Below are 20,347 nucleotides of genomic sequence, written 5' to 3'. Positions count from 1 at the left end.
GCTAATTTATCTCTCGTTTTAAAAATTCCCAGACACCGGGATCAGACATCGCTGCAATATTGATGCGCATCTTGGTGGAAGGGAGCTGGCTAGGCGAGAATAAACTGCCGGGTGCCAGCAAATAGCCTTGCTCCATGGCTTTCTCGGTCAGCTTATTGGTATCACAGCCAGTCTCCGTCCACAAAAACATGCCTGCCGGTGTACGGTAATCAACCTTCATCCCCTGTTGTTCCAGCCGTTTGGTAATGTCATCGCGTACGCCATCAAGCTTCACGCGTATGCGGTCTACATGTTTGCGGTAATGTCCTTCTGACAGGATTTTGTATACCACGCGCTCCCCAATTTCTGTGGTCGTCAGGGTAGACAGCATTTTGCGGTCAGCCAGGCGTATTGCCAGTTCTGGCGAGGTGGCGATAAAGCCGACACGCAGATTGGCTGCCAGTGTCTTGGAAAAACCACCAAGATAGATCACCCTGTTTAACTGATCCAGTGCCGCAATGCGGGTGGCGGCCTGTACTGCCGGGCCGGGGTGCATATCGCAATACACATCATCTTCGACGATCATGAAATCATGTTCTTCTGCAGCTTTCAAAACCTGGAAAGCCTTGGCGGCGGACAACGATGTCGAAGTTGGATTGTGCAAGACTGAATTGATGATATACAGTTTGGGTTTGTGCAGGGCAGCCAGTTCGGCCAGCTTGGCAACATCCGGGCCATCATGCAGGCGCGGTATGCCTATCACCTTGGTGCCAAGAATGGCGAAAGAGCCAAACATCAGAAACCAGGCCGGGTCATCGACAAAGATAGTATCGCCAGGCTGGGTAAATTCACGGGCTACCAGGTCCAGGCCCTGAGTAACGCCACTGGTCATGACGATTTGTTCGGGTGAGGCGGCAATTTCCAACTCTGCCATTTTCAATTGCAATTGCTGGCGCAATGGCAAGAAACCTTGCTGGGTGCCGTAATGCAGCAAGAGGTTCTGGTTCAGCCTGCTGATGGAGCGCAAGCCATTCGCCACCAGTTCACCATCCAGCCAGTCATGCGGCAATACTCCAGAGCCGGGCATTTTCTGCGGTGGCAATTGCCTGAACATATTGCGCACCAGCCACACTACATCCAGATTTTGGGTGACAGGCGCAATTTGTGGGGTATTGGGGACATTATTGAGCATGGACGCACGTTCGCGCACAAAGAAACCGGCACCCCGGCGCGATTCCAGATACCCCTTGGCGACCAGCCTGTCATAGGCTTCGACTACGGTAAAGCGCGACACCGTTTGCTCATCGGCAAACTGGCGTATCGACGGCATGCGCGCACCAGTGCGCAGCAATTTATCGTCGATGCGGTTGGCCACGGCATTGACGATTTGTTCTACCAACGAACCGCCAGAATCACGCGAGATAAAAAAAGTGGGTGTCAGCATTGATGTCTCCAGCGAGTCTTCTGTAATGGATAGTTGACCATTACAGTACGAATATTATCGTTTGTAGTGTATTGGTACTGTATCGGTTTTTGCGTTTAGGATAGCACAACACTAAAGCAAAAACAGGAGAAACACGATGAATGAGCGACAGAATTCTGATCACTGCCAGCAGGGACACGAGCGCGGAGTAAAACATGGCAATTGATACTTTGATGGCCTTCGCCCTGTTTGCCCTGGTGTCATCCATTACACCAGGCCCGAATAACCTGATGTTGCTGGCTTCTGGCGTGAACTTTGGCTTTCGCGCCACCTTGCCTCATATGCTGGGCATCAGCATAGGATTCATGGTGCTGGTGTTGGCCGTTGGCGTTGGTCTGGCGGGCTTGTTCGCGGTGTTCCCTTGGTTATATGTCGTGTTGAAATGGGCAGGCGCAGCTTATCTGCTGTATCTGGCCTGGAATATCGCCAATGCCGGGCCTATAGAAAGCAAGGCACAAGACGGTGTACACAAAGCTGGTCCCATGAGTTTCTTGAGTGCTGCCGCGTTTCAATGGATCAACCCCAAGGCCTGGGTCATGGCGCTGGGTGCTTTCAGTACCTATATACCCGCGACCAGCGGATTCTGGATCGTTGCCCTGGCTGCAGGTGTGTTTGCGGTCATCAATTTGCCCAGCGTAGGTCTGTGGGCTTTGTTCGGTGCCAAGGTCAGGCATTTGCTGAAAGTGGAACGCAATCTGCGCATCTTCAATTATGGCATGGCCTTGCTGCTGGTATTGTCGCTTTACCCCATGCTGGTGAGTTCACAATGATATACAGCGCGCAGTGTACACAGGCAGGTTCATCATGCTGATGCAAGAAAACAAGGGCATGGTCCTGGGCCTGGTTGGCGTCATGATTTTTAGCCTGACCCTGCCATTTACCCGCATGGCAGTGGCGGAACTCAATCCGGTATTCGTAGCACTGGGGCGGGCTGTGGTGGCAGCTTGCTGCTCTGGCCTGCTGTTGTGGATGCAGGGTGCGAAATTGCCGCAACGTGCACAAATGAAGCCACTGCTGATCACTTCTCTGGGTGTGGTGGTTGGTTTCCCCTTGTTCAGCTCTGTCGCAATGGCCTATGTACCTGCGTCTCATGGTGCAATCGTATTGGGTATTTTGCCATTGGCTACTGCTTTGTTTGCGGCATTGCGCTTTAATGAAAAGCCGTCGACGGGCTTTTGGGTGATGGCGGTACTGGGCAGTGGACTGGTGATAGCCTTTGCTTTGATGCAGGGTGGCGGCTCATTCCAGTTTGCCGACCTGGCCTTGTTTATCGCCGTGATTGCTGCAGCCATGGGGTATGCCGAAGGTGGTCGACTGTCGCAAAGCATGGGCGGACAGCAGGTTATTTCATGGGCTTTGCTGCTGGCTTTGCCGGTTTTATTGCCAGTGACAGCCTGGCTGGGTTGGCATTATGGGGTACAGGCTTCTGGGCGTGCCTGGGCCGGGTTTGCCTATGTTTCGATATTTTCCATGTTCATCGGTTTTTTCTTTTGGTACAAAGCGTTGGCGATTGGTGGTATTGCCCGTGTCGGTCAAGTGCAATTGCTGCAACCATTTTTGAGTTTATTGGGAGCTGCCTTGATACTGGGTGAAGTCCTGACTGGCCGTGAAATCTTTTTTGCACTGGCGGTCATCATTGTAGTGGCATTGGGCAGACGCATGAATATTCAACGGTGATTTTCTTGCAAAGCACATGGCGACCGAATTTAATCTGCCATTAGCCATGCACAGGGGGGTGTTAATCGGCGGGGTGCGGGCTTACAATAGAGGACTGGTATTTGTGCCTGAATTTGTTCTTTACTAAGAAGGCATTTGCCAGAACAAGGTTTTGACTTCTGCAAACTTTTAAAACTTGCAGAAAATAATAATAAAAATTTAATTATCTCTAGTGCATCAGTGAGGGCTGCTGCGCTTTTTTCTGGAAAATAGACATGTCATTTTACGAAAAGCTTCAAGCATTAAATATTGAATTGCCTGCTGTCGCGACACCTGCTGCTGCCTACGTCATGTATGCACAAACTGGTAACACAGTATTCTTGTCTGGCCATATTGCCAAAAAAGATGGTAAGCCATGGGTAGGTCAACTGGGTAAGAATATCTCTACAGAAGAAGGCAAACTGGCAGCACGCGCAGTCGCGATTGATCTGATCGCCACCTTGCAGGCAGCTTGTGGTGGCGATTTGAACCGCGTTAAACGCATCGTCAAGCTCATGAGCCTGGTCAATTCCACGCCTGATTTTATCGAGCAACATCTGGTGACAAATGGTGCATCTGAACTCATCGGTGAAATATTTGGTGAGCAAGGCAAACATGCACGTTCAGCCTTTGGCGTTGCCCAGATCCCTCTGGGTGCTTGCGTAGAAATTGAAATGATCGTCGAGATCGCCTGAATTTTATAAAACAATAAGCTTGCCCGAGATGGCAATTTAACCGAGAGATAGTGAGACCAGCATGAAACTTGAGAATCCCAGCCCCATAGATTGGAAATTTTCTGACCGCGCAGAGCAGTTGCAAAGCTCTGCCATCAGGGAGATTCTAAAAGTGACCATGCGTCCTGAAGTGATTTCTTTCGCTGGTGGATTGCCATCTCCAGAAACTTTCCCGGTAGAGCGTATGCGCGCCGCCTTTGACAAGGTACTGACACAACAAGGCAAGTCAGCATTGCAATACGGCCCTACCGATGGTTATGCTCCATTGCGTGAATTTCTGGCTGACTCATTGTCGACCAGTGATTCAAAAATCCTGCCTGACCAGATCATGATGGTATCTGGCTCGCAGCAAGGTCTGGATTTGCTTGGCAAGGTGCTGGTGGATGAAGGCAGCAAGGTTTTGGTGGAAACACCGAGCTATCTCGGCGCACTGCAGGCTTTTTCCGTTTATCGCCCTGAATTTGAATCGGTGGATACCGATGATCATGGCCTGGTGCCAGCTTCAGTCGCAGCCAAAGGTGCTGGTGCACGCCTGATGTATGCCTTGCCTAACTTCCAGAACCCGACTGGCCGCACGCTGTCGGTAGAGCGTCGCTATGAACTGGTAGAAACCTGCGCCCGCATGGGTATCCCGCTGGTTGAAGATAATCCTTATGGCGATCTGTGCTATAGCGGCGAACCTTTGCCAAAAATGCTGAACATGAATCCGGGTGGCGTGATTTATATGGGTTCATTCTCCAAGGTGCTGACGCCAGGGATACGCCTGGGTTATGTCGTTGGCCCTACACCATTGATACGCAAACTCGAACAAGCCAAGCAGGCGGCCGATTTGCATACTGCACAGCTGACGCAAATGGTGGTGTATGAAGTCATCAAGGATGGCTTCCTGAGTGAGCACATTCCAACCATACGCACTCTGTATGCCAAGCAATGCAATGCCATGCTTGAGGCGATGAGCAGACATTTCCCTGAAGGTGTGCGCTGGACCAAGCCTGAAGGCGGCATGTTCATCTGGGTAACTTTGCCTGAGCACATGGACAGCAAGCAATTGCTGGATGAAGCCATACAACAAAATGTCGCTTTTGTTCCTGGCGGCCCTTTCTATGCAAATAATCCTGCAAAAAATACCTTGCGCCTGTCATTCGTGACTGTGTCGCCAGAGCGTATCAATGAAGGCATAGAAAAACTGGGCAAGCTGATCAAGGCAAAAATCTGATTTTTTTTTTTGATTTCCAGATTGCCCGATCATCAGTGTCTAAAAGCAAAACCCGTCATCTGACGGGTTTTTTTATGGTTGAGATACATGTTATTAATCCTGGCTTAATATGTAACTGTCAACTATTGTGATTTAAGTCATCATATTTCGTCGTGAACCGTTAATGGACTTAGTTTCTAACCCATGTTTCGCAAAGCGATACTGAACTTTGACCAATCGAGGAGTAGTAAATGAATAAAAAATTGTTTCTGGCCAGCCTGATGTTAACTGCCGTGACAGGCGCTTTTGCGCAAAATATGACTGCCAAACAACAATATGCAGCAGATAGCAAACGTGCCACGCAGAGATACAACGAGGATAAAAAACTGTGCGCTGATGCTGGCAACTCTTCGGCAAGAATGCAATGTCTGCGTGACGCCAAAGCTGAATACAATACCGCGCTGGCAGTTGCCAAACAAAACATGAGTAAACCGGTAGCTGCGCCAGTGAATGCCAGAAATGAGCCAGTTTGTCCTGATTGCGGCAAAGTCGTTGCTGTTGCTATTGGGGATAAGGAAGGCGAGGGCGGCGCCCTTGGTGTGATTGCTGGCGGTGTAGCCGGTGCCCTGCTGGGTAATCAGGTTGGTGGTGGCACTGGCCGTGACCTGGCGACAATTGCCGGTGCTGCTGGTGGTGCATTGGCAGGACACAAGATAGAACAAAAAGTGAAGACGACCAAGGTGTGGAATGTGACAGTGGCTTTTGAGAATGGCAACAAGCAAACCTATGCTTTTGACCATGACCCTGGTTTGTTGTCTGGCGATGCTGTCAGGACAAATGGTAATTCTATCGTCAGGCGCTGAGCTTATTAATATGCAACATTAAATACAGCATTAACATATGCGGAAAATGGATTGCGCTGATTAATCCAGTCTGATGCAATCCCTTTTCTGCCTGATTTCAAGATGGTAAAAATCTTGCACTTATAGTCAGGATTTGGAAGAATTATTTTCTTTTTGGAAACCGTTCCTCCTTCACAACTACTTCCTTGCCAAGCCTAATTCCAGCAGTTAGACTTAGGTGTCTATCCCCCCACGTTCTTGTCGAGAAGGTCGTGCCATGAAGCTTGATACTTGCAAAGCTAGTCCTTCAAATAATGTCATTTTGCAGTTGCTCTGCTGGATGGTATTGTTGCTGGCGACAGCATTTAGTTCAGCCGCACGTGCCAATGAATCTTGCAAAAGCCTGATAGCAACTGGTAATCCTGAATATCCGCCTTATCTGTGGCGTGACCCGGAAGATGAAAACCGCCTGATAGGGGCAAATGCTGAATGGATGCAATTATTGTCTAAAGAAATTGGCATACCAATTGACATTAAATATGTAGGTCCGTGGGGACGGGTGCAAGAAGAAGCCAAACTGGGCCGTGTGGATTTGCTCGCGGGTGCCTTTTTTACCCTGCCAAGACTGGAATACATGGATTATTTCTATCCAGCTTTTCGTGAAACACGCACAGTCATCTGGACTCGCAATAATTTCAATTTACCTTATAAGAAATGGTCTGACCTCGCTGGCAAGCAGGGGGTGACTGTGATTAATAATAGTTTTGGCGAAGACTTTGATCGCTATGCCAAGGAGTCTTTGAAAATTTCCATGGTCCCGAGTCTGGAGCAGGCTTTGAAGATGCTCAGTCTTTCCCGTGCAGATTATTTGATTTATGAAGAAGATCCAGGCCTGGCCTATGTCGCCAAGCTCAATATCTCAGGCTTGAAAACTGTAACGCCGCCCATTACAAATGAGAATTTATATTTGACACTGTCCCATAAGTCAGCCTGCAACACTCCGGAAATGCGCGGCCGTATTGCCAAGGCAGTTTATAAACTGGACAAACAAAACGTGATGAATAAACTCATCGCGGCAAATATACAATTGTGGCGTAAGCAACAATCGAAGTAACCGCTGCAAACAACAGGTAATCCATTGCGTACACTCTCCCTCCGACAAATCCTTATTATCGGCGTTGTGGTTGGCATCGTATTGCCCGCGATTGTTTTGGGGCGTTTTCTGGTTCAGGACAGGTACGAGCGTGAGTTGCAACTACGCGTGCGCAATCCCATGTCGCAGTACGCAGATATGCTGTCGCGCGGCATGGCAGTGCCAGTCTGGACGCTGGATAAGGCCGTCGCCAATCAATTCATACAAGCCGTCATGCGCAACCCTGAAGTGGTCAGCGTCGAGGTGCTGGATGAGTCCAAATCCATTTTTGCCCACAGCAGTAAATTCAAAAAAGAAGGGGCTAAACTCTTGCGCGAAGAGCGTCCTATCTTGCTGGAAACCAAGGTCATAGGCAGCGTCATGCTGGAACTGACCACCGAGCATATAGAAAAAGAATTGTGGGCAGATTTTCTTAAGCTAGGCCTGGCCTTGCTGGTCCAGGTGGTGTTTTCCTTTATCCTGATCTGGTTATTGTTTGAGCGACGCATCGTCCGGCCTATCATGGAATTGCAGTCGGCAACCGGGCGGCTGGCACGTGGCAAACTGGATCAGCCTCTGGAATGGGTGCGTCAGGATGAAATCGGGAATCTGGCGCAGGGCCTGGATAAAATGCGCCTGAACCTGGGGCGCTTGATTACCGAGAGAGAAGCGCAAAATATCACTTTGCAACAAGAGCTCAATGAGCGTCTGCGTGCTGAGCAGGCCTTGAAGGTGACTGAAGAAAAATTCATTGGTATTTTCCAGGCTTCCCCCATCGCCATGACGGTGCTGCGCAAGAGCCAGCTGTACAGCATGATAGATGTGAATGATGCCTGGGTCAGGCAATTTTACTGGTCACATGATGAAATCCTGGGGGATAACGAAACCCAGAAAGCCTTATGGCGCAATGAAGCTGATTTTCTGGAAGTCGTGCGCATCATAGAACGTGATGGCGAAATCCATGATTATGAAGCATGGCTGACTTGCGGCCAGCAAGAAAAAATTATCCTTTGCCAGGTATCCGGACGCATGATACGGCTGGGTAATGAACCCCTGATTATCCTGGTGCAAGAGGACATTACTGAAAAACGCCAGAACGAGCAGGAAATTCGCAATATGAACACCACGCTGGAAAGACGGGTGTCTGAACGTACTCAGGCACTGGAAGCAGCCAACAGTGAATTAACCATTGTTTTGGAAAACCTGCAGCGTGCGCAGAGGGAATTGCTCAGGACTGAAAAGATGGCGGCGCTGGGTTCTCTGGTGGCTGGTGTTGCCCATGAACTCAATACACCTATAGGCACCAGCGTTACGGTCGCCAGTACGCTGGCCCAGCATACCGATAATGTGCTGGTCGAATTTGAAAAAGGCTTGCGTCGCTCGGTACTGGAAGAATATTTGAGAAATGCCAAAACAGGTGCCGATTTACTCTTGCGTAATTTGAGCAAGGCGTCTGAGCTGGTGATCAGCTTCAAACAGGTGGCAGTAGACAGAACCAGCGCCAACCGCCGTGTTTTTGCGCTCGATGAAATGCTGTCCGAGCTGATCTTGACCATGGGGCCTGCCATACGCAAGACACGTCACGATGTTGTGCACAATGTCCCGGTCAAGCTGATGATGGATAGTTACCCAGGGCCCTTGGGGCAAGTCATGACCAATCTGATCAACAATGCCTTTATTCATGCATTTGAAGGGGACTATCGCGGCACGGTCAGTATTACAGCACGCATTTTTGATGAAAATTTTGTCGAAGTAACCGTGCGCGACAATGGCAAGGGTATACCAGATGGGAATTTAGGGCGTATTTTTGACCCCTTCTTCACCACCCGCCTGGGTTTGGGCGGCAGTGGTCTGGGGCTCAATATTGTGTACAACCTGGTGACTGGCATTCTGGGTGGCAATATCATGGTTGAAAGTGAAATGGGCAAAGGAACTTGCTTCAAGATCAGCTTGCCTCTTGATCCAAAAATGGTGGATGAAGAAACTGTTGAGGTCAATTGAAAGCAGTCCACTAGCCTGGTGAGTGCTACATCTGATAAAGTCGCGGCATGACAAAATTAAGCTTAGATAAAATCCTGCAATCACAAGGATTTGGAACACGAAAATATTGCCGTGACCTGGTGGAGGATGGCGAAGTCTCCATTAACGGTGAAGTGGTACGCAACGTCAAAACCAGTTTCGAAACTCAGGGCTTGCAGTTTCATATCTTTGAAGAAGACTGGGAATACCGTGAGCGCGTATATATCGTTCTTAACAAACCGGCAAACTTTGAATGCTCACGCAAGCCCAGCCATCATCCCGGTGTGTTGACACTTTTGCCAGAGCAATTCAGCTGGCGCGATGTGCAGCCAGTGGGGCGACTTGACCATGACACTACTGGCATGTTGCTGATGTCTGACGATGGCCCGTTTATCCACGCACAATCCTCACCCAAGCGCCATGTGCCCAAAGTGTATCAGGCGACAACTGCCGAGCCGGTAACTGACGATCTGGTGAATCTATTATTGCAAGGCGTCAAACTGCATGATGAACCTGCGCCACTGGCAGCAATACATTGCCAAAAACTGGGTGAACATCTATTGGAAATCGTACTGGAGCAGGGCAAGTATCATCAGGTCAAGCGCATGCTGGCCGCTGCCGGCAATCATTGCGCTGCCTTGCAGCGTACAGCCATAGGTAAATTGACACTGGCATCGCTGGAACTGGAAGAAGGAGAATGGTGTTATCTGACCCCGGAACACCTCGCTTTATTGGTACCTGCCTGAAGCTGTTTTAGCGCTTGCAATGCAGTTGAGGCAGTTTTGCGTTTACCCTTTTCCAGATGAAGTCTTGCTATCTTCCGGTTAATATGGATAATCTGACCAGATGCTGCGGTTCTTAAACTGTAAAAGGAGTGGACATGCCTGTCATTGCAATTGTCAATCCCAAAGGGGGCGTCGGTAAAAGCACGGTTGCTACCAACCTGGCAGGTTATTTCGCAGCGCATGGACATAAGGTCATGCTGGGCGATACTGATGTGCAGCAGTCTTCACGCACCTGGCTGACATTACGGCCACAGAATCTGCCTCAAATCCAGCCCTGGGATATTGCTGACGGCAATGTATTAAAACCACCCAAAGGTACTACCCATGTTGTGCTGGATACACCGGCTGGCCTGACAGGCAGCAAGCTGGATGTGGTGCTGAAGTCGGCAGATAAGATCATCGTTCCCTTGCAGGCTTCGATTTTTGATATCCTGGCGACGGAGGAGTTTCTAAAAAGCCTGTCCCAGCATAAAAAAAATGGTTACCAGATCGGCATACTGGGCATGCGCGTGAATACCCGCAGCAAAGCAGCCGAACAGCTTGAACACTATGTAGGCCAGCTAGGTTTGCCAGTTCTGGGGTTTTTGCGGGATACACAAAACTATATACAATTGGCAGCCCACGGCGCGACCTTGTGGGATGTCGCCCCATCCAGGGTAGAAAAAGACCTACCCCAATGGGAGCACATCCTGAATTGGGTAAAGACTTGATCGACTAGGATTAATCGCTTTCGTTAATTAATTTTAAAAAAACCGATATTTGTTTCGCATTTTGCTGCTGCTCACTATAATGCCGCTTGCTTGAAGAGAAGGCAGAATTCTCTTTTCTTATCAAAGACTTACGGCATGCACCTTACCATTTTTGAAACTCCCATCATCAATACAGTCATGCGCTGGCTGTCCATACTCGGACTCAAACTGGCAGGCTGGAAGGTCGAGGGTATCGTTCCTGCCGAACAAAAATACGTCCTGATTGCTGCTCCACATACCAGTAACTGGGACTTTCCAGTTACCTTGATGGTTTGCTTTGCCCTGCGTTTGAGGGTTTACTGGATGGGTAAGTCCAGCTTGTTTCCTCCTGTATTAGGGCATGTCATGCGCTGGCTGGGCGGTATTCCTGTCGACCGCAGCAAGTCAGGTAACCTGGTGCAGGGCACGGTAGACGCTTTTCATGAAAATCAAAGACTGACTGTGATCGTGCCGCCTGAAGGTACCAGGGGCAAGGTTACTCACTGGAAGACGGGTTTTTACTACATTGCGCTTGGTGCCGGAGTGCCAATCGCACTTGGTTATCTCGACTTCAAGCGCAAGGCGGGTGGTATTGGAAAAATGTTTGCAGTGAGTGGTGATATCGAAGCGGATATGGTGCAGATACGCGAGTTTTACTGTGGTATATCTGGCAAGAACCCGCAACAGTTCGACGAAGGCAAAGTTCAGGCAAAAGCCCAGGACTGATTGATGCAATGAAGTTTTGTACTGAGACTTGTTGTTGCGATTGTGTTTAACCCGGATTCAATGTTCTTGCTGTACAGGTTTATCTTGTGTCTCAGTGACTACCTCAGTTGGCTTGCTTGCCGACTGAGGTATCAACAACCACGCAAGTGGATTCAGGATCAGGCGTTTGGTCAGGATTTCAGTTTTTCCATGCGCGCATACCCACGTAATCGCCATGGAAACCAGCACTGAAATCGCCAGGGCTACGGTATTTTCGTGTTTGAAAATGGCCCGTAATACGCCGGTTTCTTGTAAAACAATCAACGCCATGCCATGCCATACCAGCACATAGATGGAGCGTTTGCCTATCTGTGCCAGACGCAAATCTTTCTGCGCCAGCAAATACAGCACTGATAAACCTATTACTGTCGACGCCGCATACTGTAATAGCTGGTACATGTTGCCGGTCAGATTTGCCATTTCCAGTCTGTGTAGTGAATAACTGCCATAGAACCAGCGATAGTCAAAATCACTCTTCAACATGAACGCGCCGATGACGCTTGCCAACACCACTGCGGCACTTATAAACAATCTCTCCTTCTTTTTGACATTGAATATTTCAGGGCCAAGCTTCCAGCCCAACAAGAAGTAGGGGAAGAAGATCAGGGTGCGTGAAATACCAAGGTAGTAACCAGCATGCTCAGAATAACTGCCCACCAGCGACAGCGCCAATGCCAGCATGACACCAAACTGCATGCGCGAAAACAAAGGCAGCATCAGGCGCCAGCATAACAAACTCAGCAAATACCACAGCATCCAGTAGGGGGCGATCAAGCCTGCATAGACGCTGCCAGTACCCTTCAGGGCAAACTCGGTTGCTTCATAAATAATTTCAAAGCCTATCAAAGGTACCAGAACAGTGGATATCAGTTGTGTGGCATTTTTGTCATCCCACTGTGCCTTGGAAAACATGCCAGACATCAGGGCAAACATGGGCATGTGGAAGGAGTAAACAAAAATCCAGATGGAGCGCAATATATGATCTTCACCCACATAAATTTCTATCAGGTGGCCGAACACGACTAAAAATATCAAGACAGCTTTGATATTGTCTATGCTCGTATTTCTGACTTTGGGGAGTGCGGGATTGGTCATGCCTGTCATGGTCGTGCGGGGGAATGCCCGTATGATAGCGAACTTGGCTGCTGATTTACACTCTTAGTTTGTAACGAAGCATTTAAATTCCGGGCCTGGCAAGATGTAGCAGCAATGAAGTAGCAGGGTGATTGTTGAAAAACAAATGCCTCGAAGTGAGGGATCATGATATTCAGGCCATTGAATTTTTCCGACCTATACCTTGGAATTTTATGAATTTGGGTAAAATATAAGCTATGCTTTCCCTGCCGTGAAATTTCCAGGTGGCAATTTAATTGCTTGACCATTGTCGAAAATATATTGCCACGCGCAAGTTATAAGAGGTAGTCATGTCTAAAGATAGGTCAAAAGCCAGCTTGCTCAGTGCGCAGCTGGATTTTGAGGCAATAGATGGCAGTGAGCCCAAAAATCCAGACCCTGCATTGGATTTTGATGTCGGTACTGACACGCATGCCACTCCGGCTGCCAGTCCGGCATCTAAAGACAGCACCACCCCGTCGCGCAGTTCTGCACCTGCCTATGGCTCCGCTAAAATTGCAACTGCCAAAAAATCAACAAAAAAGACTGAGGCAGCTAAAGACCGTTTTGGCATATATGCAGCCGTCATTGTGGTGGTTGGTTTTGCGATTTTACTGGCGATTTTCTTTTATATTCGCAGCGTGACCAGCAATACTGCCGGGCTCAGTTATTTTGTACTCCCACAGCAAGTAGCCAACCTGAATGGTCAAGTGGTACGCATGCAAGTCACCATACAAGTCCGCACTGAAGATAAGGAATGGTTATTTGAAAACAAGAAAATACTGACGAATATCTTCCAAATCGAATTTGCCAAGATTGATCCAGATGATTTGCATAGCGAAGAAGGGTTTGATACCGTCAGGGCACAACTAAAGGCAGGCTTGAATACGGCGCTACAAACAGACAAGATAGAGTCTGTCCTGATCAATGAGTTATTGATGCAAAATCGGGAGCAATGACAATTCCTTGAATCGGGGAAAACAGGAAGGCACATGATGTATATGTGCCTTTTTTTTGCTTCTTATGCACTGACAGAAATGCTTTGATTGCTGGGTGTAGCCGGGGGCGAATTATATGCACGCAATAACTGTAAAGCCTTTTTGAACAAGGCAGCATCAGTATTCGTACTTGCGCTCGTAACCGAACTGGCCGAGCCATCTGATGTAGTGCCGGTACTTGTCAGCTTACTTGAACTACTGCTTGTTGAGTTGCTGGTGTCGGTAGTACTGGTCGCACTTGTCGTTGTGGACGTAGCGCTCGTCTGCGCATTGGCAGTGGTGGTTTTTTCAAGATAAGCCAGGGTTTCTTGCAGGCTGACCTTGCCATCCTGATTCGTATCGGCAGCTTCAAAATTTTGGGCCACCTGACTGAGTGCCGCGCCAGCGCTACTATTGGTTTTTCCTACTTCTGTCGACAAATCGCTTAACTGGGTTTTGTCCAGGCCCGCCTCGCCAGCACCATCTCCACCTTCTGGCGGCGGCGGTGGCCTGGAACCTTCTTCCGCACCACGAGTGCGCCGTGCATTGAATTGCGTTTCCAAAGCATCGCTGAGTTTTTTGATGCCATCGCTAAACTCGCTTTTGGTGACCTTGCCGTCGCCATCACTGTCGAGTTTTTTGAACAAGTCATTGATGCTGGCACTATTGCCAGTTGTATTGATGGGGCTGGTTGAACTGCTGCTGTCAGTGCTGGTAGCGCCAGTAGATGAGCTTGATGCAATATTGCCAAATGCGGTTTCCAGATCCGTGACTTCAAGATAGCCCTGGTTTTTGGTATCAAGCTTGGAAAAAACATTTTCCGCAATCTTGCTGGCGTCACGTTCGCGCCTTTGTGTGCTACCAGTTTGCGAGAAATAACTGCTGTTGCTGCCACTTACGCCAGTGATACTGCTCATTGCGCTCTCCTTCAGTCATGCTTGTGATGTCCTGAAGTGTCGCATTCACGTGTTGCTCGCTTGTGTCTGCTTTGTATCGGTTTTGACACAATGTGGAACTCACCCTCTTGGCAGGCGCAATTCTGCCCGTAAACCTTGCTTATCATGGCGATTTTTTAAAATCAGGCTGCCTTGATGACGTCTTGCGACTTCCCTGGCAATACTGAGTCCCAGACCAACGCCGCCGGTATTTTTATTTCTGGAAATGGCCAGACGGAAGAAGGGAGCGAATACTTTTTCCAAATCTGCTTCGGGTATTCCCAGGCCCTGATCCTCGATACAGATCAATAACTCATGGTGGCTGTCATGCAAACTGACTTGCGCAGTTTTGCCATACGCAATTGCGTTTTCGAGCAGATTGCTGACACAGCGCCTCAGTTCATTTGGCAAGGCCGGAAAAGGCTTGGCTTCTCCATGCATGCTGACAGATTTGCCTTCGTCCTGCATATTGTCAACAATGGCTGCCACCAGTGAAGTTACGTCCAGCATTTGCATGGATTCTTCGCCGCCACGCAGATAATCCAGGGTGGCATCCAGCATCAGGCGCATTTCTTCTACATCATCAAGCAGCTTTTCATTTGTGGCTTCATTGTGCAACTGTTCTATCCGCAACTTCATACGCGTCAGCGGAGTGCGCAAATCATGGGAAACTGCCGCCAGAAAACGCTCTCTTTCTTCCATTTGCTGGAACAGGCGCTCTTGCATTTGATTAAATACTTTTGCACTTTGGCGCGCTTCTTCTGGCCCGGTCTCTGGAATTGCCAGGGGGTGTTTGTGCTTACCCAGTGTGCTTGCTGCTGCAGCCAGTTTTTGCATGGGACGTGCCAGGCTACGTGAGCCTATCCAGGCAGCTATTGCAAGTAACAATAGTTGTATTGCCATACTCAGGCAAAATCCCAAAAAAGGGCCGTGCAATATGCCATGCGGGGGATGGGGAGGCATATGTTCTGGCGTTGGGGGAGGGCGGTGATCCCCCAGGAAAACAAACAACAGGACAAAGGTCGCGACGTGGCTGACAACTACAGCCGCCATGGCCAGGCCAAACAGGCGGCTGAAGATGGTATCGCGAAGCAGTTGTTTCATGGCACGCTGGCGTTAAACAGATAACCTTCACCACGGACGGTTTTTAACAGACTGGGATGGCGCGAGTCATCTCCCAGTTTTTGGCGCAAGCGTGACACCAGCAAATCTATGCTTCTGTCAAAGACTTCGGTAGACTTATTGTGCACAAAATCAATTAATTGGTCGCGGCTGAGTATTTGGCCGGGTCTTTTGATAAAGGCCAATAAGAGCCTGAATTCGGCATTTGACAGCGGAATAATCAGTTTGCCAGGACTGCACAGTTGCCGCGTCGGCAAATTCAACACCCAGGCATCAAAGCGTATTTCTGTTGCTTTGCTATCGCTGATTTCTTGCGTTTGCCGCGCAGATGTATGTGCACGTCTGCTGACACTTTGTATGCGTGCGACCAGTTCCCGGGTATCGATGGGTTTGATCAGGTAATCATCCGCACCCGATTCCAACCCCACTATCTTGTCTGCAAATTCACCTCTGGCAGTCAGCATGATCACAGGTGTGTTCGCATGACGGCGTAGCTGGCGCAACAGACTCAGGCCGTCTTCGCCTGGCAACATCAGGTCCAGCAAAATCACATCAAAATTATGCGACTGTAATGCGGCACGCATTGCCACGCCATCTTCTACAGCGACACAGCTGATATCAAATTTTCCCAGGTAATTGCTGAGCAGATCAGCAATTTCTGCATCATCATCTACCAGCAAAATATGCAGGCGACCGCTATGTGCAGTTAGTTTTGCTGGCGAATGCACGAATGTATCAATTGTCGCTGGCAATACTGACAGCAATTTATAACTCCTTGATATACCTGAGTAATTTATCCAGAGCATGGACAACGGTTTGTTCGCGCACTGATTTCCTGTCGCCAGCAAACACCAGTCTTTCTGTATGAGAGACACCACCGACTACCCAGCCAAAGCAGATGGTTCCTACCGGCTTGCCTGGCACTGCCCCGGTTGGACCGGCAATGCCTGTGGTCGATAAAGACAGATGGGCTTCAGAATTAGCCAGGGCACCGTGTGCCATGGCAGCGGCGATTTCTTCGCTGACGGCACCATGCTGGGCGATCAGTGCTGCCGGTATATCCAGCAATTCTGTTTTGGATGAGTTGGAATAAGTGACAAAGCCACAGTCAAACCATTCCGAAGAACCGGCAATTTCTGTAATGGCATGGGCTACACCACCGCCGGTACAGGATTCAGCTATGCTAAGTATCAGTTTTCTGGATTTGAGTTCTTCACCGACTTGTGTTGCGAGTTCTATGGCGTTTTGCATGATGCGTCTCCTGGCTGCTTGCTCTGACTTGATGAACTTATCCAAAACTTGTTTCTAGAACTCATTTCATAAATAGGGTGAGATGCGTTTGCCTCATAACGTGGGCTGGCCAATGGTAAAACTATGGACGAGGCAGTCAATAGCTTTGCCTATTGATAACGAGTCCAACGCAGTTCAGCGCGCGTTATGAGGCAAACCCTCCGGGAACTGACGATTTGGGCGCATTGCTGCGTGACGCGCCTTGCACTGCATCCCAAATCGGCATGTTCGCACTCATCCTATTTATGAAATGAGTTCTAATGGCTTAAAAGTACTTTACCACCATGTCTACCCTGAAGTGAAGTAAAGAAATAAGTCAAAAAGTAAGCTGGCGAGAAAGTAACAAATTACATCCGTGCAAGCAGAAAAGTGATATACAAAATACTGTCTGCTGGCTGAATTGTTACCAATCTTGTGTAAAGCGATACATGCAACAAAAAAGCATTTCTGAAAAACCAATATCAGAGTATGATTTTTGATAGCAATGTGCATTTCTCCCGATTATTCGGGGAATTTGCTGACTGGTATTCAATTTCCGGAAAATAATAAGAGGCACAGACCTCTTGTATCCACATCCCCAAAGGAGATGCCCTATGAAAATCGAGAATCTGTTTCAGCAGCAAAATGCTTTGCCATCGATACCCAAAGTGGTCCAGGAAGTCATTGACAGTTTCAATAATGACGATGTCTCGATAGATGAGATTGCCCGCAAGCTGTCTGCAGACCAGGTCCTCAGCGCAAAACTGCTGCGCCTGGCAAACTCTTCTTATTATCATGCATCAAGAACTGTTGGTTCTGTTGATGATGCTGTGTTGATGCTGGGTTTTATGACCGTACGTACCCTGGTCGTCAGCAGCGGTTTAACCAGCGGTTTCAAGGCGATGCCTGGGGTGGATCTGAAGCAGTTCTGGCGTTATAGCCTGCATACTGCGGTCGTATCAAAATGGCTGGCAAAAAAAGCCCATTGCAATTCCGACTTTGCATTTACTGTTGGATTAATGCATGCCATAGGCCAGTTAGTCATGCATGCAGGCATGCCCGAGCAAATGCTGCAAGTCGACAAGACTGCCGGGCCATTGGATCCGCGCAGGCCAGACGTAGAGCGCACATCCTTTGGTTATGATTTCTTTGATGTGGGTGCTGAGCTGGCGAAGCGCTGGCGTTTTCCTGACACTTTTTCTACCGCTATCAAGGCTTGTGGCGAACCGCTGCTGCAGTCAGAGTTTGACCAGATAGGGGCAGTCGTCCATATTGCCTCATGGTGTGCACGCGGGGAAGAAAGTCATTATTCCGAAGAGGAGCGTGAAGCTACTTTCCCAACAGAAGTGGCAAAAAAATTGGGCATCAAACCTGAACTTATTCTCGAAGAAATGCCGCCGTTAGCAGAGTTGGCTGCAGGACTGGAAGATCTTTTGGGTTAAAAAGTCGCCAAAAAAAATGGCAAAAACGAATTCTGTTTTTGCCATTTTCTACGCTTGCTTAGACTTTCTTTTTACGCGTTTGCCTGGATGTCAAGGGCAACAGCTTCTGCAACCCTGATGCCATCTACTGCGGCAGACAAGATCCCACCCGCATAACCAGCGCCTTCACCTGCAGGAAACAGGCCGCGGGTATTCAAGCTTTGCAAATCGCCGTCATTACGCTTGATGCGGATAGGTGAGGATGTGCGTGTTTCGACGCCAGTCAAAATTGCATCCTTCATTGCAAAGCCTTTGATTTTCTTTTCAAACTCAGGCAGGGCCTCCCGTATTGCCGTGATCGCAAATTCAGGTAACACCGTCGCCAGGTCGCACAAAGTGATGCCAGGCTTATAGGATGGCTCTACTGTACCCAGCGCGGTTGATGGGCGCGCCGCCAAAAAGTCACCAACCAACTGACCCGGTGCATTGTAGTTACCACCACCCACCTCATAAGCTTTTTCTTCCAGAGCCCTTTGCAAATCTATGCCAGCTAATGGATTGCCGGGATAATCAGCGGGTGTAATGCCGACGACGATCGCCGAATTTGCATTGCGTTCATTACGTGAATACTGGCTCATGCCGTTCGTGACGACGCGGCCGGGTTCAGATGTAGCTGCGACCACGGTGCCACCCGGACACATACAGAAGCTATATACAGAACGGCCATTTTTGGCGTGATGCACCAGCTTGTAATCTGCCGCCCCCAGTATCTTGTTGCCTGCATTCGGGCCAAAGCGTGCCTTGTCGATGACAGACTGCGGGTGCTCTACCCGAAAGCCTATGGAAAATGGCTTCGCTTCCACGTACACACCACGGTCAGCAATCATTTTGAATGTATCGCGCGCACTATGTCCTATCGCCAGCACTACATGGGCTGTCTCTATATACTCACCGTCATTCAGTTGCACACCCTGAACCTTGCCGTCAACGATATCGATATCCGTCACTTTTTGCTCAAAACGGATTTCACCGCCCAACGCTTCTATATTGTGACGCATCTCTTCTATCATCTTCACCAGACGGAAGGTGCCAATATGCGGTTTGCTGACATACATGATTTCTTCCGGCGCACCAGCCTTGACGAATTCCGTCAACACTTTACGACCATAATGTTTTGGGTCTTTGATCTGACTATATAACTTGCCATCAGAAAAAGTACCTGCACCACCTTCACCAAACTGCACATTTGATTCCGGCTTCAATTCACGCTTGCGCCACAGACCCCAGGTATCCTTGGTACGTTCACGCACAGTTTTGCCACGCTCCAGCACGATAGGGTTAAAGCCCATTTCTGCCAAGAGTAACGCAACAAACAAGCCACAAGGCCCAAAGCCTATGACAACCGGACGCTTGAAAGGCTTGTTGTCCGCATGTGTGACAAACTTATAGGACGTATCCGGTGTCTCGGACAATTTTGTGCGGTTCCTGTGGCTGGCCAGCAAAGCGGCTTCATTCGTCGTTTCTACATCTATCGTGTAGATCAAGATGATCGCTGTCTTTTTACGCGCATCATAGCTACGGCGGAACACCGTAAAATTAATCAGTTCTTTTTCTGTTATTCCCAATTCCTTCAGTACGGCAGCTTTTAGCGCGTCTTCGGCATGGTCCAGCGGAAGTTGTAAATCGGTAATGCGCAACATAAATTCGGTCCGGATAGCACTAATGACAAGGTGACCTGCTTATATAGTTATATAGGCAGGTGCTCTTAATAGTGATTTGATGAATCCGCTATTTTACCTGCATGTGCTTCGATATTAGGATTTCCTTGTGCAGAAAACTGATGTTGACCAGGTGTACAAAATACCATTCCTGATTGTCGCTGAGGTTTCGCAAAACGCAGAAATCCCTTCCCCTTCAAGGAGGAGGCCGGGATGTGGCTGGGTTTCGGTCGATGAGCGAAATGCCCATCAATATAGAAGCCCGTCGGACGACGTTGATTCGTAAAGCCCATTACGAAGCAAGACGCCAAACACCGGAGCAGCAGGAAGTGACAGGGGTGCGCGCAGCGCACCCTTTTGCTTTTCCACAAACGGCTAAATAATTTACGCCGGGGTCTTGCAAAGGGGTGAGGAAGTTTGCTATAGTTCGCCTCC

The 20,347-nt window shown here is 49.0% G+C and carries 20 protein-coding genes; 12 read left to right on the top strand and 8 right to left on the bottom strand.

Features of this window, described 5'->3' with window-relative positions; translation table 11 throughout:
* Position 1 precedes the first annotated feature (1 nt).
* A complete protein-coding gene (locus tag AC07OI_RS19835; protein WP_492706788.1) occupies positions 2–1,423 on the bottom strand; it encodes an aminotransferase-like domain-containing protein in 1,422 nt (473 codons plus the stop codon).
* A 194-nt stretch (positions 1,424–1,617) separates the two neighbouring features.
* On the opposite strand from AC07OI_RS19835, the gene AC07OI_RS19830 reads away from it, so the two are divergent.
* From AC07OI_RS19830 to AC07OI_RS19785, 10 genes are all read left to right on the top strand, one after another.
* Positions 1,618–2,232: a LysE family translocator gene (locus tag AC07OI_RS19830; RefSeq protein WP_492706790.1), complete on the top strand. Its 615-nt coding sequence runs from the start codon at positions 1,618–1,620 to the stop codon at positions 2,230–2,232.
* 34 nt (positions 2,233–2,266) lie between these two features.
* Entirely contained in the window at positions 2,267–3,139 is an 873-nt protein-coding gene (locus AC07OI_RS19825; protein ID WP_492706792.1) for a DMT family transporter, read from the top strand.
* A 254-nt stretch (positions 3,140–3,393) separates the two neighbouring features.
* Positions 3,394–3,852: a RidA family protein gene (locus AC07OI_RS19820; protein ID WP_162040354.1), complete on the top strand. Its 459-nt coding sequence runs from the start codon at positions 3,394–3,396 to the stop codon at positions 3,850–3,852.
* Between the two features lie 61 nt (positions 3,853–3,913).
* The gene (locus tag AC07OI_RS19815) at positions 3,914–5,107 is read left to right on the top strand and encodes an aminotransferase-like domain-containing protein (RefSeq protein ID WP_492706794.1); all 1,194 of its coding nucleotides are present in this window, start codon (positions 3,914–3,916) and stop codon (positions 5,105–5,107) included.
* A 230-nt stretch (positions 5,108–5,337) separates the two neighbouring features.
* Positions 5,338–5,949, top strand: a complete 612-nt coding sequence (locus tag AC07OI_RS19810; protein WP_492706796.1) for an outer membrane lipoprotein — start codon at positions 5,338–5,340, stop codon at positions 5,947–5,949.
* Between the two features lie 256 nt (positions 5,950–6,205).
* Positions 6,206–7,042, top strand: a complete 837-nt coding sequence (locus tag AC07OI_RS19805) for a substrate-binding periplasmic protein (RefSeq protein WP_492706798.1) — start codon at positions 6,206–6,208, stop codon at positions 7,040–7,042.
* A gap of 24 nt (positions 7,043–7,066) precedes the next feature.
* Entirely contained in the window at positions 7,067–9,061 is a 1,995-nt protein-coding gene (locus AC07OI_RS19800) for an ATP-binding protein (protein ID WP_495258445.1), read from the top strand.
* 47 nt (positions 9,062–9,108) lie between these two features.
* Entirely contained in the window at positions 9,109–9,825 is a 717-nt protein-coding gene (locus tag AC07OI_RS19795) for a pseudouridine synthase (RefSeq protein ID WP_495258444.1), read from the top strand.
* Positions 9,826–9,959: 134 nt separating this feature from the next.
* On the top strand, positions 9,960–10,574 hold the full coding sequence (locus AC07OI_RS19790) for a ParA family protein (protein WP_495258443.1): 615 nt from the start codon (positions 9,960–9,962) through the stop codon (positions 10,572–10,574).
* 135 nt (positions 10,575–10,709) lie between these two features.
* The gene (locus AC07OI_RS19785) at positions 10,710–11,318 is read left to right on the top strand and encodes a lysophospholipid acyltransferase family protein (RefSeq protein ID WP_495258442.1); all 609 of its coding nucleotides are present in this window, start codon (positions 10,710–10,712) and stop codon (positions 11,316–11,318) included.
* Positions 11,319–11,375: 57 nt separating this feature from the next.
* Here AC07OI_RS19785 and AC07OI_RS19780 read toward each other — a convergent pair whose 3' ends face one another.
* On the bottom strand, positions 11,376–12,452 hold the full coding sequence (locus AC07OI_RS19780) for an acyltransferase family protein (RefSeq protein WP_495258441.1): 1,077 nt from the start codon (positions 12,450–12,452) through the stop codon (positions 11,376–11,378).
* Positions 12,453–12,781: 329 nt separating this feature from the next.
* Between AC07OI_RS19780 and AC07OI_RS19775 the strand changes: the two genes are divergently transcribed.
* Positions 12,782–13,429 (top strand): flagellar basal body-associated FliL family protein, encoded by a 648-nt coding sequence (locus AC07OI_RS19775; RefSeq protein ID WP_495258440.1) that lies wholly within the window; start codon positions 12,782–12,784, stop codon positions 13,427–13,429.
* 62 nt (positions 13,430–13,491) lie between these two features.
* On the opposite strand, the gene AC07OI_RS19770 is transcribed toward AC07OI_RS19775, so the two are convergent.
* The 4 genes from AC07OI_RS19770 to AC07OI_RS19755 all read right to left on the bottom strand — a co-directional run bounded on the left by AC07OI_RS19770 (position 13,492) and on the right by AC07OI_RS19755 (position 16,755).
* Entirely contained in the window at positions 13,492–14,364 is an 873-nt protein-coding gene (locus AC07OI_RS19770) for an EF-hand domain-containing protein (RefSeq protein ID WP_495258439.1), read from the bottom strand.
* A 99-nt stretch (positions 14,365–14,463) separates the two neighbouring features.
* Positions 14,464–15,486, bottom strand: coding sequence for an ATP-binding protein (locus AC07OI_RS19765; RefSeq protein WP_495258438.1), 1,023 nt, complete (start codon positions 15,484–15,486; stop codon positions 14,464–14,466).
* Positions 15,483–16,268, bottom strand: coding sequence for a response regulator (locus tag AC07OI_RS19760; RefSeq protein ID WP_495258437.1), 786 nt, complete (start codon positions 16,266–16,268; stop codon positions 15,483–15,485). Before AC07OI_RS19760 ends, AC07OI_RS19765 begins: the two co-directional genes overlap by 4 nt.
* A 1-nt stretch (position 16,269) precedes the next feature.
* Complete coding sequence (locus tag AC07OI_RS19755) at positions 16,270–16,755, bottom strand: CinA family protein (protein ID WP_495258436.1); 486 nt, start codon at positions 16,753–16,755, stop codon at positions 16,270–16,272.
* Between the two features lie 632 nt (positions 16,756–17,387).
* Here AC07OI_RS19755 and AC07OI_RS19750 point away from each other — a divergent pair.
* Positions 17,388–18,215, top strand: a complete 828-nt coding sequence (locus AC07OI_RS19750) for an HDOD domain-containing protein (RefSeq protein ID WP_492706817.1) — start codon at positions 17,388–17,390, stop codon at positions 18,213–18,215.
* Between the two features lie 71 nt (positions 18,216–18,286).
* On the opposite strand, the gene AC07OI_RS19745 is transcribed toward AC07OI_RS19750, so the two are convergent.
* Together AC07OI_RS19745 and AC07OI_RS19740 are read right to left on the bottom strand one after the other, a co-directional pair.
* Positions 18,287–19,894 carry an NAD(P)/FAD-dependent oxidoreductase gene (locus tag AC07OI_RS19745; RefSeq protein ID WP_495258435.1) on the bottom strand — a complete coding sequence of 536 codons (1,608 nt, stop codon included), beginning with the start codon at positions 19,892–19,894 and terminating at the stop codon, positions 18,287–18,289.
* Positions 19,895–19,959: 65 nt separating this feature from the next.
* On the bottom strand, positions 19,960–20,347 hold a 388-nt coding region (locus AC07OI_RS19740; protein WP_495258434.1), incomplete at its 5' end, for a hypothetical protein.

It is taken from the genome of Undibacterium sp. GW821-FHT07F11, assembly GCF_059418665.1.
The sequence above is the reverse complement of the archived record's forward strand: the minus strand, read 5'-3'. Positions and strand labels throughout refer to the sequence as shown.

Coding starts and splice junctions, on each gene's coding strand:
- AC07OI_RS19750 (WP_492706817.1), top strand. CDS start 17,388: ATGAAAATCGAGAATCTGTTTCAGCAGCAAAATGCTTTGCCATCGATA.
- AC07OI_RS19755 (WP_495258436.1), bottom strand. CDS start 16,755: ATGCAAAACGCCATAGAACTCGCAACACAAGTCGGTGAAGAACTCAAA.
- AC07OI_RS19790 (WP_495258443.1), top strand. CDS start 9,960: ATGCCTGTCATTGCAATTGTCAATCCCAAAGGGGGCGTCGGTAAAAGC.
- AC07OI_RS19805 (WP_492706798.1), top strand. CDS start 6,206: ATGAAGCTTGATACTTGCAAAGCTAGTCCTTCAAATAATGTCATTTTG.
- AC07OI_RS19820 (WP_162040354.1), top strand. CDS start 3,394: ATGTCATTTTACGAAAAGCTTCAAGCATTAAATATTGAATTGCCTGCT.
- AC07OI_RS19835 (WP_492706788.1), bottom strand. CDS start 1,423: ATGCTGACACCCACTTTTTTTATCTCGCGTGATTCTGGCGGTTCGTTG.
- AC07OI_RS19825 (WP_492706792.1), top strand. CDS start 2,267: ATGCTGATGCAAGAAAACAAGGGCATGGTCCTGGGCCTGGTTGGCGTC.
- AC07OI_RS19780 (WP_495258441.1), bottom strand. CDS start 12,452: ATGACCAATCCCGCACTCCCCAAAGTCAGAAATACGAGCATAGACAAT.
- AC07OI_RS19770 (WP_495258439.1), bottom strand. CDS start 14,364: ATGAGCAGTATCACTGGCGTAAGTGGCAGCAACAGCAGTTATTTCTCG.
- AC07OI_RS19765 (WP_495258438.1), bottom strand. CDS start 15,486: ATGAAACAACTGCTTCGCGATACCATCTTCAGCCGCCTGTTTGGCCTG.
- AC07OI_RS19785 (WP_495258442.1), top strand. CDS start 10,710: ATGCACCTTACCATTTTTGAAACTCCCATCATCAATACAGTCATGCGC.
- AC07OI_RS19775 (WP_495258440.1), top strand. CDS start 12,782: ATGTCTAAAGATAGGTCAAAAGCCAGCTTGCTCAGTGCGCAGCTGGAT.
- AC07OI_RS19795 (WP_495258444.1), top strand. CDS start 9,109: ATGACAAAATTAAGCTTAGATAAAATCCTGCAATCACAAGGATTTGGA.
- AC07OI_RS19830 (WP_492706790.1), top strand. CDS start 1,618: ATGGCAATTGATACTTTGATGGCCTTCGCCCTGTTTGCCCTGGTGTCA.
- AC07OI_RS19745 (WP_495258435.1), bottom strand. CDS start 19,894: ATGTTGCGCATTACCGATTTACAACTTCCGCTGGACCATGCCGAAGAC.
- AC07OI_RS19810 (WP_492706796.1), top strand. CDS start 5,338: ATGAATAAAAAATTGTTTCTGGCCAGCCTGATGTTAACTGCCGTGACA.
- AC07OI_RS19815 (WP_492706794.1), top strand. CDS start 3,914: ATGAAACTTGAGAATCCCAGCCCCATAGATTGGAAATTTTCTGACCGC.